The sequence below is a fragment of the Variovorax sp. W2I14 genome (assembly GCF_050435205.1).
GTDB classification, from domain to species: domain Bacteria; phylum Pseudomonadota; class Gammaproteobacteria; order Burkholderiales; family Burkholderiaceae_C; genus Variovorax; species Variovorax paradoxus_C.
This window is the reverse complement of the sequence record NZ_JBNDJX010000001.1, coordinates 2861073-2876750: the sequence shown is the minus strand read 5'-3', so window position 1 is coordinate 2876750 and position 15678 is coordinate 2861073. Positions and strand designations below refer to the sequence as shown.

General features: G+C 67.6%; 14 protein-coding genes. 5 read left to right on the top strand and 9 right to left on the bottom strand.

The window, feature by feature from the left end; genetic code table 11:
• Positions 1-126 precede the first annotated feature (126 nt).
• From QF040_RS13425 to QF040_RS13415, 3 genes are all read left to right on the top strand, one after another.
• Positions 127-1461: an aspartate aminotransferase family protein gene (locus QF040_RS13425; protein ID WP_429611439.1), complete on the top strand. Its 1335-nt coding sequence runs from the start codon at positions 127-129 to the stop codon at positions 1459-1461.
• 53 nt (positions 1462-1514) lie between these two features.
• Positions 1515-2426 (top strand): transporter substrate-binding domain-containing protein, encoded by a 912-nt coding sequence (locus QF040_RS13420; protein WP_429611438.1) that lies wholly within the window; start codon positions 1515-1517, stop codon positions 2424-2426.
• A gap of 138 nt (positions 2427-2564) precedes the next feature.
• On the top strand, positions 2565-3230 hold the full coding sequence (locus QF040_RS13415) for an aspartate/glutamate racemase family protein (protein WP_429611437.1): 666 nt from the start codon (positions 2565-2567) through the stop codon (positions 3228-3230).
• On the opposite strand, the gene QF040_RS13410 is transcribed toward QF040_RS13415, so the two are convergent.
• Positions 3222-4094, bottom strand: coding sequence for a hypothetical protein (locus tag QF040_RS13410; RefSeq protein WP_429611436.1), 873 nt, complete (start codon positions 4092-4094; stop codon positions 3222-3224). The two genes, QF040_RS13415 and QF040_RS13410, sit on opposite strands and share 9 nt — an antisense overlap.
• Positions 4095-4262: 168 nt before the next feature.
• Here QF040_RS13410 and QF040_RS13405 point away from each other — a divergent pair, with 168 nt between their 5' ends.
• Positions 4263-5090, top strand: coding sequence for an undecaprenyl-diphosphate phosphatase (locus tag QF040_RS13405; RefSeq protein WP_429611435.1), 828 nt, complete (start codon positions 4263-4265; stop codon positions 5088-5090).
• A gap of 12 nt (positions 5091-5102) precedes the next feature.
• Here the strand turns inward: QF040_RS13405 and QF040_RS13400 are convergent, their stop codons facing one another.
• From QF040_RS13400 to QF040_RS13380, 5 genes are all read right to left on the bottom strand, one after another.
• Positions 5103-6200: a sensor histidine kinase gene (locus tag QF040_RS13400; protein WP_429611434.1), complete on the bottom strand. Its 1098-nt coding sequence runs from the start codon at positions 6198-6200 to the stop codon at positions 5103-5105.
• A gap of 1005 nt (positions 6201-7205) precedes the next feature.
• On the bottom strand, positions 7206-7913 hold the full coding sequence (locus QF040_RS13395) for a response regulator transcription factor (protein ID WP_429611433.1): 708 nt from the start codon (positions 7911-7913) through the stop codon (positions 7206-7208).
• A gap of 229 nt (positions 7914-8142) precedes the next feature.
• Complete coding sequence (locus tag QF040_RS13390) at positions 8143-8949, bottom strand: SDR family NAD(P)-dependent oxidoreductase (RefSeq protein ID WP_429611432.1); 807 nt, start codon at positions 8947-8949, stop codon at positions 8143-8145.
• A 97-nt stretch (positions 8950-9046) separates the two neighbouring features.
• Complete coding sequence (locus QF040_RS13385; RefSeq protein WP_429611431.1) at positions 9047-9427, bottom strand: YciI family protein; 381 nt, start codon at positions 9425-9427, stop codon at positions 9047-9049.
• Positions 9409-10698, bottom strand: a complete 1290-nt coding sequence (locus QF040_RS13380) for an RNA polymerase sigma factor (protein WP_429611430.1) — start codon at positions 10696-10698, stop codon at positions 9409-9411. The genes QF040_RS13385 and QF040_RS13380 overlap by 19 nt, the downstream gene beginning before the upstream one ends.
• Before the next feature lie 96 nt (positions 10699-10794).
• Between QF040_RS13380 and QF040_RS13375 the strand changes: the two genes are divergently transcribed.
• Positions 10795-11310, top strand: a complete 516-nt coding sequence (locus tag QF040_RS13375) for an MOSC domain-containing protein (protein WP_429611429.1) — start codon at positions 10795-10797, stop codon at positions 11308-11310.
• A gap of 17 nt (positions 11311-11327) precedes the next feature.
• Here the strand turns inward: QF040_RS13375 and QF040_RS13370 are convergent, their stop codons facing one another.
• The 3 genes from QF040_RS13370 to mutS are packed head-to-tail and all read right to left on the bottom strand — an operon-like array spanning position 11328 to position 15674.
• Entirely contained in the window at positions 11328-12134 is an 807-nt protein-coding gene (locus tag QF040_RS13370; RefSeq protein WP_429611428.1) for an alpha/beta fold hydrolase, read from the bottom strand.
• Positions 12135-12148: 14 nt separating this feature from the next.
• Complete coding sequence (locus QF040_RS13365) at positions 12149-12988, bottom strand: proteasome-type protease (RefSeq protein ID WP_013542517.1); 840 nt, start codon at positions 12986-12988, stop codon at positions 12149-12151.
• 28 nt (positions 12989-13016) lie between these two features.
• A complete protein-coding gene (mutS, locus tag QF040_RS13360; RefSeq protein ID WP_429611427.1) occupies positions 13017-15674 on the bottom strand; it encodes a DNA mismatch repair protein MutS in 2658 nt (885 codons plus the stop codon).
• Positions 15675-15678 lie beyond the last annotated feature (4 nt).

The window sequence follows — 15678 nt, the reverse complement described above, 5'->3', positions numbered from 1 at the left end:
TCTTCTGGCTGCTGTTGGAACGAATGTACCGGAGGCGGAACATCGAAACAGTTGACGGAACAAATGTTCCAAACAATAATTCGGCGGAAACGTTAGTTCCAGAAACTGTTCCAGGTTTTCGCCCCCATGACGCACGTCTTCCATCGCCATCTTCGCCAGACCCCGCCCGTTGCCGCCAGTTCGCAGGGCATGTTCATCCGCGACGCCGAAGGGCGCGAATACCTCGATGCCTCGGGCGGCGCGGCCGTGTCGTCGCTCGGCCATGCGCATCCCGAGGTGCTGGCCGCCATGCACGCGCAGCTCGACAAGCTCGCCTATGCGCACACCAGCTTCTTCACGAGCGAAGTGGCCGAGCAACTGGCCGATGAGCTCATCACTTCCGCGCCCGAAGGCATGAGCCATGTGTACCTGGTGAGCGGTGGCTCGGAGGCGGTGGAGTCGGCACTCAAGATGGCGCGGCAGTACTTCGTCGAGATCGGCCAGCCGCAGCGAACCCACTTCATCGCGCGTCGCCAGAGCTACCACGGCAACACACTGGGCGCGCTTGCGGTGGGCGGCAACGCCTGGCGCCGCGAGCCGTTCGCGCCGATCCTCGTGCCGGCCACGCATGTGTCGCCGTGCTATCCGTACCGCGAGCAGCGTGAGGGCGAAAGTGCCGAGCAATACGGCCTGCGACTCGCGGCCGAACTCGAAGCGGCCATCGTCGCGCAGGGCGCCGACCGCGTGATCGCCTTCGTCGCAGAGACGGTGGGCGGCGCCACGGCCGGCGTGCTCACGCCGGTGCCGGGCTACTTCAAGGCGGTGCGGGCCGTATGCGACAAGTACGGCGTGTTGCTGATCCTCGATGAGGTGATGTGCGGCATGGGCCGCACCGGCTCGCTGCATGCGTGCGAGCAGGAGGGCGTGGTGCCAGACCTGATGACCATCGCCAAAGGCCTGGGCGGCGGCTACCAGCCGATCGGCGCGGTGCTGGCGCAGCGGAAGATCGTCGAGGCCATGTCCAAGGGCAGCGGCTTCTTCCAGCACGGCCACACCTACCTCGGCCACCCGATGGCCTGCGCGGCGGCGCTCGCGGTGCAGCAGGTGATCCGCCGCGACGGCCTCGTCGCCAAGGTGCGCGAAGACGGCGTTGCCTTCGGCGCGATGCTGGCCGAGGCGCTCGGTAACCACGCGCACGTGGGCGACATCCGCGGCCGCGGTTTCTTCTGGGGCATCGAGCTGGTCGCCGACCGCGCGAGCAAGACGCCCTTCGATCCGTCGCTCAAGGTCAACGCGCTCATCAAGAAGGACGCGATGTCGCGCGGCCTGCTGTGCTACCCCTTCGGCGGCACCGTCGATGGCCGACAGGGCGACCACGTGCTGCTCGCACCACCATTCATCGCCACAAGGCAAGACCTGCAGGAGATCGCCGCACGGCTCGCGGCCTCCATCGATGCGGTCACGCGTGCCGCCGTGCGCTGATCTTTTCCGTCTTCGTTTTTTTTCTTCAACCCGCCGTTCCGAGGAGCACCTCCATGCCCAAGCTTCGTCTGCAGATTTCCTTCGGTGCTGCCGCTCTCGCGGTGGCCTGCACCCTGTCGCCGTTCGCTGCTGCGCACGCGCAGGAGAACGACACACTCGCCAAGATCAAGGCGAGCGGTGCCATCACCTTCGGCTACCGCGAGTCGTCGTTCGGCTTCTCGTACCTGGACGGCAACCTGAAGCCGGTGGGCTACAGCATCGAGATCTGCAACCGCATCGTCGAGGCGGTGAAGACGGAGCTGAAGCTGCCGGCCATCGAGATCAAGTACCAGGCCGTGACCTCGGCCAACCGCATGCCGCTGGTGCAGAACGGCACCGTCGACATCGAGTGCGGCTCCACCACCAACCTGGTCGAGCGGCAGAAGCAGGTGGCGTTTTCGCCCGATATCTTTCGCTACAACGTGCGCATGCTGGTGAAGGCCGGTTCGGGCATCAGGAGCATCGCCGACCTGCAGGGAAAAACGGTCGCGACCACCAGCGGCACCACGTCGTTCCGCCTCTTGCGCGAAGCCGACCGCGGCCGCAGCCTCGAAGTGACCAACCTCGCTGGCAAGGACCACAGCGATTCGTTCCTGCTGGTGGAAAGCGGCCGCGCGCAGGCCTTCGTGCTCGACGACATCCTCCTGGCCGGGCAGATCGCGAATGCACGCAATCCGAAGGACTTCATCATCACCGGCGAGAGCCTGCGCACCGAGAACCAGTCGCTCATGTTCCGCAAGGACGACGCGGCCTTCAAGGCGCTGGTGGACCGCGTGGTGTCGGGCATGATGAAGTCGGGCGAGATGGAAAAGCTCTATGCCAAGTGGTTCATGTCGCCGATTCCGCCGAAGGGCATCAACATCAACTACCCGCTCAATGCCGAGACGAAGGAGGCCTTCGCCAATCCGTCGTCCAAGGGCATCTGATGCCAGGCTGCGTTCGGTGAAGATGAGACCGTTCACGCTGAGCTTGTCGAAGCGCCGCGCAAGGCTTCGACAAGCTCAGCCCGAACGGATGTGCTTGTCGGAAGCGCCCGAATTCCTGCCAACCTCTCTGTTCCTCGCATGACACGCATCGCCCTCATCCACGCGCTCTCGCATTCGGTCGCACCCATCAACGAAGCCTTCGCGCGCGACTGGCCCGAGGCGGTGCGCATGAACCTGCTCGACGACAGCCTCTCGGCCGACCTCGCACGCAACAACGGGCGCGGGCTGGATGCGGCGATGCACGAACGCTTCCAGCGTCTGGCGCAGTACGCGGTCGATACCGGTGCCGAAGGCATCCTCTTCACCTGCTCGGCCTTCGGGCCCTGCATCGAGGCAGTGGCGCGGCGGCATGCGGGCATTCCGGTGCTCAAGCCCAACGAGGCCATGATTGCCGAGGCGATGCAGGTGGAAGGGCGGCTGGGATTGATCGCTACGTTCGCACCCACGCTCGCTTCGATGCCGCCCGAGTTTCCAGTCGGCGCCGCGCTGGAGTTGGCGTTGGCCGACGGCGCACTCGATGCGCTGAACGCCGGCGACACGCATCGGCACGACGCGCTCGTCGCCGCGCAGGCTGCGGTGCTGCGCGATCGCGGCTGCACGCGCATCGCGCTCGCGCAGTTCAGCATGGCACGCGCCCGCGCCGCATGCGAAGAGGCCAGCGGCCTGCCGGTGCTCACGACGGTCGACAGCGCAGTGCGCGCCTTGCGCCAGCGAACCGGGCAGCCGCGCTCAGTGTCAGTGTGAGCCGCCGTGGCCGATGGCGGTGACCAGCGTGGTCATCGCGATCTGCGCCGCGTCGCTACGTCCCAGCATGCGGTGAACGCCGGTCTCGCGGTCGGTCGCTTCCAGGCCTTCGGCCAGGCGCCGGTAGATGTCCGACGAAGGCATCGTGGCCGCGGTGCCGAGCGCATCGCAGTACGTGTCGGTGAGAAGGCCGGTGAGTGCTTCGCTCTGTTCGTTCGAGAGCTTCATCGTGTCGCCGCTGAACACGGCCGCGATGCAGTGCATGAGGTAGGCCTGCGTTTCGAGCGAGAAGGCCTGCTGCCGCACGTAGTCTTCGACGGCCGACCAGAAGAGCGGGTCGGAGGTGCGGCGCCAGCTCTCCAGCACCTTGCGGGCCTTGGCCACGAGATCGGCATGGGCGTCTTCGGGCTCGCTCGGGCGCAGCGCCAGGCCCTGCAGCGTGAGCGAGGCCACCGGGCCAGCCGCGCCGAGGATGAAGCTCCAGAACTTCCAGCGCGCGTACCACTTCTTGTCGTGCGCGGGGTTCAGCGTTTCGAGAAGGCCGAAGTCGATGCGCTGGCAGGCCTCGGCCTGCTGCCCGGCGATGCAGCCGTCGCCCAGGTCGAGCATCTGGACCTCGGCTTCCATCCGGTCGGCGGCGATGTTGCCCTGCGCGACGATGCCCGCGCTCTTGCCCGAGCGGTCGATGTCGACCAGCCGCTGCATCAAGAGCTTCAATTCATGGGCCGAGGCGCCGGTTGCGCCAGCCACGCGGCGCATCGACTCGCACTGCTCCCGCTCGATCGCAACCGGGTTCTTCAGCCGGTCCCGGCCGTGGTCTTCGGCAGTTGATTCGCGCTCGTCCGCGGCAGTCGACGTTCGCATGGCAAGACTCCTTCGGGGCACATGGATGTTCAGGTTGCAATATGTATCGACTCCCACAGGGTGAACATCCCCGAAATTAGGTATTCGGTACTCTTGCGCGCCTCTCACCTGAACCGGAGCTGACCGATGCCCTCGCCATAATTGACGCTCTTTGTTGAAGGAGTACGCGTGGATATTGTTTTGCTGGTCAAGGCCGCCATCATGGGCATCGTCGAAGGGCTGACCGAGTTCCTGCCGATCTCGTCGACAGGCCATCTGATTCTTGCGGGCTCGCTGCTCGGCGGCTTCGGCGACAACCGGGGCAAGGTGTTCGAGATCGCCATCCAGACCGGCGCGATCTTCGCCGTGATCCTGGTCTACTGGCAGAAGATCAAGTCGACCGTCGTGGCATTGCCGCGGCAACCCAAGGCGCGGCGCCTCGCGCTCAACATCCTCATCGGCTTCCTGCCCGCGGTGGTGCTGGGCCTCCTGTTCGGCAAGGTGATCAAGGCCAACCTGTTCATCCCGACCGTGGTGGCCAGCACCTTCATCATCGGCGGCTTCATCATCCTGTGGGCCGAGAAGCGGCCGCCCGGTTCGGTGCGTGTCGAACATGTCGACGACCTCACGGCATGGGACGCGCTCAAGGTCGGCCTCGTGCAGTGCTTCGCGATGATTCCGGGCACGAGCCGCAGCGGCTCGACCATCATCGGCGGCATGCTGCTGGGCCTGTCGCGCCAGGCGGCAACGGACTTCTCTTTCTTCCTCGCCATCCCGACGCTGATCGGCGCCGGCGCGTACAGCGTCTACAAGGAGCGCGCGCTGCTGTCGATGGCCGACGTGCCGCTGTTCGCGGTGGGCCTCGTGTTCTCGTTCATCAGCGCGTGGCTGTGCGTGCGCTGGCTGCTGAAGTTCATCAGCACCCACAACTTCATTCCGTTCGCCTGGTACCGCATCGCCTTCGGCATCGTGGTGCTGGTGACGGCGTGGACCGGCACGGTGGTCTGGGCGGAGTAATCCGCAAGTCGCTCAGGCTGCGGGCGCCGGCAGCGGCATCCGCAGCGCCAGTTGCGTTTCGCCGGGCCGCGACTGCAACTGAAGATCGGCCCCGAGGCGGCGTGCGCGCGTGCGCAGGCTGCGCAAGCCCGAACCGGCCGCCTTGTCGGCCCCATCGACCACGAAGCCACGGCCATCGTCGCGCACGCTGAGCTGCAGTTCGGCGCCCTCGCGCATCACCGCCACGTCCACGCGACGGCTCGCGCTGTGCTTGAGCACGTTGGTCAGCGCCTCCTGCAGGAAGCGAAGCAGGTCCAGGCTCTGTGACGGCGGCAGTTCGAGCGCTTCGAGGTTCGACACCTGCCAGCGGCAGTCGATGCCGTTCGCATCGAGCAGCTGCGAGGTGCGGTGGCGCAGCGGCGCGAGCAGTTCGCCGAACGCGCGTGCGCCATCGTGGCGGCCGGTGGCTTCGATGATCAGCCGCAGGTCGTCGAGCAGGCTCTTGAGCATCGCGAGCAGTTCGGGCGCCGAGAGGTTCTCGGGCGTGCGCTCCAGCGTCGCGATGCTGCCCACCAGCATGCCGCCGAGGCCGTCATGCAGGTCGCTCGCGAGATTGACGCGCTCGCCGATGCGCGCATGCGCGAGCTCCAGCGCGTGCTGCTGCGCGAGCGTGGCGGCGAGCTCGGCCTTGGCGGCGTTCACTTCCTCGATCAGCTCGGTGTTGAAGTTCTCGATGCGCTCGAGGCTTTTGACGAAGCGGCCGGCCTGGATCAGCGCCATGCCCAGCAGCAGCGCATAGGACGACATCGTCGTGTAGTAGATGTTGCTGTCGATCACCTGCGTGAACACCAGCAGGTCGTGCGTGCCGGTCACGGCGGACATCGCCATGAACGGCGCCAGCGCGAGCACCGCGCCCCGGCGCACGCGCAGGGCGTGGAGCAGTGCCGCGCAGCACACGGCAATCGTCATCAGCCCGCCCACCAATCCCCACACCGCCCGGTGCAGCGGCAGCGACGGCATGCCCGCGGTCCAGAGATCGACCCAGCCCACGCTGACCAGCAGCAGCGCCGCGATTTCCAGCCGCGGCATGCGCCGTTCGCAAAAGCGCAGCGTGAAGACCAGAAAGGCCACGCTGAACGCGAGGAACGCCGAGGTGTTTGAACGCCTGCCAGCTGTGGTTGTTCGTGAAAGGCCAGGGCGTCGTGGCGACGTGGTTGTAGCCGTACGCGAGCCAGAGCACCGACATCAGCGCGAACCAGCCGTAGGCCGTCTCGCTGCGGCGCAACACCCACAGGGCCGCGAAGAAGGCCGAGACCACCGCGCTCAGCGCGAGGCCCAGCATCGGCAGGTCGTGGCGAAAAAGGCGCTCGCGTTCGTACAGCGCCTGCATCGCGGCCGGCGCGCCCAGTCGCACCGGCCCCAGCCCCGGCTGATAGGGCGAAAGGCCCGAGACGCGCACCAGCAGCGTGTTGGTGGTGCCGGGGCGCAAGAGCGGCGCCGCCAGCAGCCAATAGCGCGGCGTGTTCCATGAGCGCGTGAGCGGCTCGACGAGGTTCGGGTCGCGAAGGACCGGCGTGCCGTTGAGAAACACCGCGCCGGCCATGTTGAAGTAGTTCAGCAGCAGCCCGGCTTCGCGCACCCCCGCGGGCTGCGTCCAGGTGAGCCGGTACCAGACCACGCCATCGAAACCGGGCCAGCGATCGGGCCAGCTGTCGGGCAGCGCGACGGGTGTCCAGCCGTCGGTGGGCGGCGTGGTGTCGTCCCAGCCGGTGCCGCGTACGGCTTCGGCATGGAGTTCGGGAGCAGGGGGCTGCTGCCCCTGGGCCGTCGCCATCGACAGGGGCGCCGCGAAGAGCACGAAAACAAGCACGCCCAGCGACGCGGCAAGCCATGCCTGTGCCCATCGGCTTCTGAGCGCGGGTCGAAGGCCAAGCGGCGGTCGATGTTGGGGGGAGGGCATTCCGTCTACCAGTTCTCGGAGATGGCTCCGTTGATAACAGAAGGGCGCGCTCCGCCCCGATCTGTCAGGCTCGTTTCAAGCGGGGTGGGGTAAGCAGCGGCGGCCAGCGAATCACAGCGTCTGTGCAGGCGGGCTACGCCTGGTGAGGTGGTGAAGCGGGCCGGTCAGCAGGCCGGTCAGCGCAACAGGCCGTGCCTGCGCCCCTGGAAGACCGCCTCGGTGCGCGAGGTGACGGCGAGCTTGCGGTAGATGTTCTTGGTGTGGCATTCCACCGTGAGGCGCGAGATCGACAGCGATTCGGCCATGTCGCGGTTGCTCAGCCCCTGCGCCACCAGTTCGAGGATCTTTCGCTCGCGCGGCGTCAGCGCCACAGGCAGTGGGGACGGCGCATCGGTGGCCAGCACCGCGGACAGCGAAGTCTGCTGCGCCGCGAGCCACCCGAGGATGCGGCGCGCGATGGCCGGATCGATGGGCGCGCCGCCTTGCTCGATGCTGCGCAGCGCGATGCTCAGCTCCAGGTCGTCGCGTTCCTTCAGCAGGTAGCCGATGGCGCCGGCCCGCAGCGCCGCGAAGATGACCTCTTCGGTCCGCCAGGCCGAGACCACCACCGCGGGAACCCTCGGGCGATGCGCCTGCATCCAGCCGATCAGCTCGACGCCGCTGCCGTCCGGCAGGCCGATGTCGACCAGCGCAACCCCGAAATCGCGGTCCTCCAGCAATTCCTTGGCCGCCATCACGCTGTCGGCCCAGGCGATCTGCGGCTCGTCGCAACCCAGGGTCGACAGCACGTAGGCGAGCCGCTCGCGCATGGCCGGGTCGTCTTCGACCACCAGCGCGGGGCTCAGGGAAACGACTTCGACGTCTTCCAGGTGCGAATTGGACATGTGGGCGGGATTCTGAACGGTGCCTGACTTTGGTAGGACGTTTTTACTTATATATGGGATTGTTGCAGAGTATTGCCATTTGTATCTTGGAGTCACCCAACTGAAAACAGGGGGAACCTGCGACTGGGCAGGAACTATCGCTCTATTTGGAATGTTTAGCTAGAAAGCGTGCGCCAGGGCCATTGGCGCGGTGCTCATGGACCACCGCGCGACCAGCGCTTCCGGAGCGTCAGTCCAGCGTGACGCCGCCGCTCAGGTTAACCATTGCTCCCGTCATGGCGCCCGCGTGCCCGGACGCCACGAATACCGCCGTATTCGCCACCTGATCGAGCGATGGCAGCCTTTTCACCAGCAGCCCGGCCGGTTTGGCCGCGAGCATCTGCTCGACCGTCATTCCCATGCGCTCGGCCGCAGGCCGAAAGACCTCGTGGCTGTGCGACCCCGCGGCGGCAGCCTCGGGAATCGCGTGGGAGCGGATGCAGACGCTGCGGATGTTGAAGGCCGCCAACTCGCCCGCCATGTGCCGCGTCAGCGCCTCGACGCCCGCGCAGGCCACCGCATGGCCGAGGTAGCCCGGCCCCGGCAGGCGAGAAGCCGGTGTGGAGACCGAAACGATCACGCCGCCGCCGCGCCGGGCCATGTGCGGCGCGACGGCCTTTGCGGTGAGGAAGTTGCTGCGCGTGTAGGCGTGCACGGGGAGGAAGTAGTCCTCCAGCGAGAGCTCCGACAGCGGCCGGTCCTGCACGTGCAGCACGCCGACGGCGTTGAAGGCGATGTCGATGCCGCCGGCCCGTTCGGCGACGTCGTCGGCATGGCGCCGCATGGCTTCTTCGTCGAGCGCATCGACCACCGCCACTTCCGCCAGGCCGCCGGCCGCGGCGATGTCCCGTGCGACGGCGTCGAGCTTGGCGCGCGTGCGGCCCGCAAGAAAAACCCTCGCACCCGCGGCCGCAAAGGCCCGGGCCACCGCGCCACCGATGGCGCCGCCGCCACCGTGAATGACCGCGCACTGGTCCTGCAATGAAATCGACGACATGAACTTCTCCTTGGTGTGCGCCCAGCGACATGCGGGCGTTCGAACCAAGGACGGCGGGCCGCGGCCCGATCCGACAATGCCGGCGAAAGTTTTCCGGTCAGACCTGCGGAATGCGCGCGGCGATCACGCCCGGGTCGTACCAGGTGACCGGCCGGATCTCGAACACCCCGGTCTCGAAGTCCAGCCGGCGGGCGGCGTCGCGGGCCTGCTCGAGGGTGTCGCAATCGACGATGTAGATGCCCATCAGCTGCTCCTTGGTCTCTGCGAACGGGCCGTCGGTCACGAGCGGATGCGCCGCGCCCGTGTGGCGCACCGTGGTGGCGGTGTCGGGCATCAGGCGCAGCACCGTGCCCAGGCGCCCCTGGGACTGAAGGTCGTCGCGCAGGTCGGTGTGCCGCTCGAGCATGTCGTCTTCCACGCCCGGCGCCCAGGCGCCCACGGCGGATTCGGAACCGTAGATCAGGATGGAATAAAGCATCGGTCTTCCTTGGTTGGCTGGTGCGCAGCGGTGTGGGCGAGGCGGTCGAGCTGGCTGCGGATGTGCGCGGCTTCGGCGGCGGTGCGGGCGAGGGCGATGGCGTCCGCGAACGCGGCGCGCGCTTCTTCCGCGCGGCCCATCTGCATCAGCAGCCCGCCCTTGAGACCATGGAAATGAAAGTACGCCGCGAGCGGCCCGGCCAGCGGGTCGATCATCGCGAGCGCCGCTTCGGGCCCGCGCAGCTTGGCGACAGCCACCGCGCGGTTCAGCGTGACCACCGGCGTCGGTTGCAGCGCTTCGAGCACGGCGTAGAGCCGGTCGATCTCGGCCCAGTCGGTGTCGGCTGCGCGTGCCGCCTGTGCGTGCGTGGCGGCGATGGCGGCCTGCACCTGGAACGGGCCGGGTTGCCCCCGCCGCAGCGCGTGGTCAACCAGCGCGAGGCCTTCGCCGATCTGCGCGCGGTTCCAGCGGCCGCGGTCCTGGTCTTCGAGCAGCACCACCAGGCCTTCTTCATCGAGCCGTGCCGCGGCGCGCGCGTGCTGCAGCAGGAGCAGGGCGGTCAACCCCATCAGCTCGGCATCGCCTGGGAACAGTTCGCGCAGCAGGCGCGCCAGGCGTATCGCCTCGTCGCACAGCGCCGCGCGCACATGCTCGGTGCCGCCGCTGGCCGAATAGCCTTCGTTGAAGAGCAGGTAGACGGTGGTGCTCACCGCGGCCAACCGCTCGCCGCGCTCCCGCGCGCCGGGCGCATCGAAGGGAATGCCGGCCGAGGCGACGCGCTTCTTGGCGCGCGTGATGCGCTGCTCCATCGCGCTTTCGCCGACAAGGAACGCGCGCGCGATCTCCTGCACCGACAGCCCCGAGACGATGCGCAGCGCCAGTGCGATCTGCTGCGTCAGCGGCAGCTCGGGGTGGCAGCAGACGAACAGCAGGCGCAGCACGTCGTCGCGGTAGTGGGCCTGGTCGAGCTGTTCGACGAGCCGGGCCTCGGCATCGTCGAGGTCGGAGATCGCGGCCTCGTCCTCGGGCAGCGTGTCGTGCAGCTTGCGGCGCCGCACCTCGTCGAGCGCGGCGTTGCGGCCCACGAAGATCAGCCACGCCAGTGCGTCGCGCGGCGGGCCGCTGCCAGGCCAGTGCTGCAGCGCGCGGAGGCTCGCTTCCTGGAAGGCCTCCTCGGCCATGTCGAGATCGCGAAAGTACCGCAGCAGCGCCGCCACCGCGCGCGGTCGCGAGGCGGTCAGCGTGGTGGCGATCCAGGACATGTCGGTCATGCGGGCGGGTTCCGTCTGGCGTTGTTCCCCCAAGGACGGGCGAGTATGCGTCGGGCCGACAGTGGGCGCAAAAAAGTCGCATGGACAATGCCCCGCATGCCCGACCTCCACGAACTGACCCGGCAATTCGCGCGGCCCGGCCGCCTCGACGCCATCCTGCTGCGCCCGGCGCGCCGGGCGCCGGTGCTGTCGGTGGACGAGGCCGTGGCGGTGGAAGGGCGCGGCCTGGAAGGCGACCGCTTCGCCGCCGCGCGCCCCGGCGGCAAGCGGCAGGTCTCGCTGATCCAGCAGGAGCACCTGCCGGTGATCGCAGCGCTCACCGGCCATGCGCGCGTCGACGCCGAAGGGCTGCGGCGCAACCTCGTCGTCTCGGGCCTGAACCTGCTGGCGGCGCGTTCGCTCTTTCGCGACCAGCCGCTGGTGCTGGCCATCGGCGCGGAGGTGCTGCTCGAAATCAGCGGCCCCTGCGAGCCCTGTTCACGGATGGAAGAGCTGCTCGGCCCCGGCGGCTACAACGCCATGCGCGGCCATGGCGGCGTGACGGCGCGGGTCTTGCGCGGCGGTGTGCTGCGCGTTGGCGACGGCATCGAATGCCGTCCTGCTGCCGCCTGAGGCTTCAGGCGCGACGACTAAAGCAGGTTGCGCAGCGCCGCCTCGACGGCCGCCGCGGTGGCCAGCGGCTTTTCCATCGGGAACAGGTGCGTGCCGTCGAGCATCGTGATGCGCCCCTTGGTCACCTGCTCGGTCATTGCCATGCCCACGCGCTTCATCTCGGCCGACTGCCGCCCGCCGATGAACGCCGCCTTGCACTTGAGCGGGTGCTTGCGCAGCAGCGCGCCCAGGTTGTGGGGCAGGGTGTTGTAGATCTTCGTCTCGACGTCTCGGTCGAAGCTCAGTTCCCGGGTGTCGTCGCCCTCGAACGTGCCGTGGTCGATGTAGTCGTGCAGCATTTGCTCGTCCCACTTCGCAAACGCCTTCTTGCTGCGGAAATGCTCGAACACCGCCTCGCGGTGCGCCCAGCTGTTCTTGCGCTTTTGGCTGATGGCGCCGGGCGAAATGCTCTTCATGAGCGGCGTGCGCTTGACCACGTTGAGCGTGTTCGCACGCCAGCCGCCGAGGATCGGTGAATCGATCAGCACCACGCCGCGCGCGAGCGCCGGATGCAGCGCCGCGCACATCAGGCTGAGAAACCCGCCGAGCGAATGGCCGACCAGGAACACCGGCCCGCCCGCGCGGTCGGCGCGCACCTGGGCGAAATCGGCCAGTTGCTGCACCAGGTGCGGCCAGTTGTCGGTGACGGGGTACTTCGGGTCGTGCCCGAATTTCTCGATGGCATCGACCTCGAAGCCGCGGTTGCGCAGGCTGTCGAGAACGACGCGGTAGGTGCTCGCGGGAAAGCTGTTGCCGTGCGAGAAGACGACGGGCGGCATGGCCATGGCCGATGCCGTGCTCAGATGAGCTTTTCGTCGGGGGTCGAGATCTTGCGCAGCGCGCCGTGCCGCGTGGCCGGCATCTTCAGCGGATGCTCGGTATGGCTGTCGTCCCACACCGGGTCTTCGATGCTGTCGAACACCTCGCGCAGCTTCTGGCCCCAGCTGTTGTGCATCATCCGGTAGTAGGGGTTGTCGGCGTCGATGCAGATCACCCGGTCGGTCTCGAACTTGTTGGCTTCGTACACCACCAGGTCGAGCGGCAGGCCCACCGACAGGTTCGACTTCATCGTCGAGTCCATCGACACCAGCGCGCACTTGGCGGCTTCGTCCAGCGGCGTTTCGGGCGTGAGCACCCGGTCGAGCACCGGCTTGCCGTACTTCGATTCGCCGACCTGGAAGTAAGGCGTCTCGGTCGTCGCCTCGATGAAGTTGCCCGCGGCGTAGACCAGAAAGAGCCGCATGCCTTCGCCCTTGACCTGCCCGCCGAAGATGAAGGACACGTTGAAATCGAGCCCCGCGTGCTTCAGCGCCTCGGCATCGCGGTCGTACACATGGCGCACCGCCGAGCCCAGCACGCGGGCCGCGTCGAACATGCTCTTGGCGTTCCAGATGGTGATCGGGTCGCCCTGCGAGCCGTCTTCACGGGTTTCGCGCAATTCCTCGATCTGCAGGATTTCGCGCACCGACTGCGAGATGCTCAGGTTGCCCGAGGACAGCAGCACCATCACGCGGTCGCCCGGCTGCTCGTAGACGATCATCTTGCGGAAGGTGCTGATGTGGTCCACGCCCGCATTCGTGCGCGAGTCGGAGAGAAACACCAGGCCGGCGTTGAGTTTGATGCCTACGCAATAAGTCATGAGTTCGTCTCGCATGAATCAGGCCCGCTCAGGCGGCACTGCGTTCACGCGTGTTCAGTTTCTGGAGGGCATAGAGCGCGTCGAGGGCCTCGCGCGGGCTCATGGTGTCGGGGTCTAGCGCGGCCAGCGCGGATTCTACGGCGCTGGCCAGCGGCGTCTCGGCCACCGGAGGGGGCGCGAACAGGTCGACCTGCGCACGCGTTTGCGCATGCTGCGATTCAAGCGCCTCGAGCGCTTGCCGCGCATGGTTGACCACCGCGGCCGGCATGCCGGCAAGCCGCGCGACCTGTATGCCGTAGCTCTTGCTGGCCGGGCCGGGCTGCATTTCGTGCAGGAACACGATGTCGCGGCCCGCTTCGGTTGCGCTCACATGCATGTTCACCGCGCCGTGGTGCGTGGCCGGGAACTCGGTCAGCTCGAAGTAGTGGGTCGCGAAGAGGGTGAAGGCCTTGCTGCGGTCGTGCAGCTGCGCCGCGATGCCCGCGGCCAGCGCCAGTCCGTCGAAGGTGCTGGTGCCGCGGCCGATTTCGTCCATCAGCACCAGCGACTGCGCCGTGGCGCTGTGCAGGATCTGCGCGGCCTCGGTCATCTCCAGCATGAAGGTCGACTGCGCATTCGCCAGGTCGTCCGCTGCGCCGATGCGCGTGTGAATGGCGTCGATCGGCCCGAGCCTGCAGGCCGCCGCCGGCACGTGCGAGCCGATGGAGGCGAGCAGCACGATGATCGCTACCTGCCGCATGTACGTCGATTTACCGCCCATGTTCGGCCCGGTGATGACCTGCATGCGCTGCTGCGGTCCGAGCTGCGTGTCGTTGGCGATGAAGCCGCCGGATGACTTCTCTGCGAGGCGCGCCTCCACCACCGGATGCCGCCCCTGCTGGATCTCGATGCACGGGTGCGACACGAAGGTCGGCGCGCGCCAGTGCAGCGTGTGCGAGCGCTCGGCCAGCGCGCACAGCGCATCGAGCGTCGCGATGCCGCCGGCCAGTTGCGTGAGCGCATGCACCGAGGGCTGCAGCGCATCGAGCAACTGTTCGTAGAGCCACTTCTCGCGGGCCAGCGCGCGGTCTTGCGCGCTCAGCGCCTTGTCTTCGAATGCCTTCAGCTCGGGCGTGATGAAGCGCTCGGCGTTCTTCAGCGTCTGGCGGCGGCGGTAGTTGTCGGGCACCTTCGAGAGCGCGCTCTGCGTCACCTCGATGTAGAAGCCGTGCACCCGGTTGAACTGCACCCGCAGGTTGCTGATGCCGGTGCGCTCGCGCTCGCTGATTTCGAGCTTCAGCAGAAAGTCGTCGCAGTTGTCGCTGATCGCGCGCAACTCGTCGAGCTCCGCGTCGTGGCCGGTGGCGATCACGCCGCCATCGCGCACCAGCGCCGACGGATCGGGCTTGATCGCGCTCGTGAGCAGATCGGCGCAGCCCGGCGGCGGTGCGAGACGTTCGGCGATGCGGGCCAGCAGCGGCGCAGAGGCGGGCAGCAGCGGCGCCAGTTGCTCCGCCTTCGCAAGTGCGAGGCGCAGCGCCAGCAGCTCGCGCGGACGCACCTGACGCAGCGCGATGCGCGCCGCGATGCGTTCGACGTCGCTCGTGTTCTTCAGTTGTTCCCGCAGCGTGCGCCAGGGCGCGGCCGTGCCCCCGAGCACCGTCGACTGCAGCGCGGCGATCGCCTCGAGCCGCGCCTGCGCTTCGCTGCGGTCACGACGCGGCGAGAGCAGCCAGCGTTTGACGAGCCGACTGCCCATGCCCGTCATGCAGGTGTCGAGCAGCGAGAACATCGTGGGCGAGTCTTCGCCGCGCAGCGTCTGCACCAGTTCGAGGTTGCGCCGCGTGGTGGGCGGCAGCTCGATCAGGTCGCCGTCGCGCTCAACGGAAAGCCGCTGCACGTGCGAGAGCGCGCGACCCTGCGTGTGCTCGGCATAGCCCAGCAGCGCGGCGGCCGCGGCATGCGCGTTGGTGAGCGATTCGGCGTTCCACGCAGCCAGGCTGTTGCTGCCCATCTGCTCGCTGAGCTTGCGCTCGCCGAGGCCGCCGTCGAACTGCCACGCGGGGCGGATCGAGAGGGTGAACGGCGTTGCGGTGCGAGCGGCTTTCAGGCGTTGCTCGAAAGCCGGCGTCACCTCGGCGCTGTACAGCAGTTCGCTCGGCGCGATGCGCGCGATCCACGCTTCGAGCGCATCGGCCGGGCACTCGGCCAGCCGCAACTCGGCACCCGTCACGCTGAGCCACGCGAGCCCGCAGAAATTGCGCGTGCCCGCATGCACCGCGAGCAGCAGCGATTCGCTCTTGTCGCTGAGCAGTTCCGAATCGGTCAGCGTGCCCGGGGTGACCACGCGCATCACCTTGCGCTCCACCGGCCCCTTGCTCGCGCCGACCTCGCCCACCTGCTCGCAGATGGCCACCGATTCGCCGAGCTTGATGAGCCGCGCGAGGTAAGTGTCGACCGCATGGAAAGGCACGCCGCACATCACCACGGGCTGGCCGGCCGACTGGCCGCGCTGGGTGAGGGTGATGTCGAGCAGGCGCGCGGCCTTTTCGGCATCGGCCCAGAACAGTTCGTAGAAATCGCCCATCCGGTAGAACAGCAGGGTGTCCGGATGGTCCGCCTTGAGGCCCAGGTACTGCGCCATCATTGGGGTGTGGCCCAAATTTGAGTCGCTCGTAAGCGCTTGATCTGTATCGACTTTTTTCATTAAG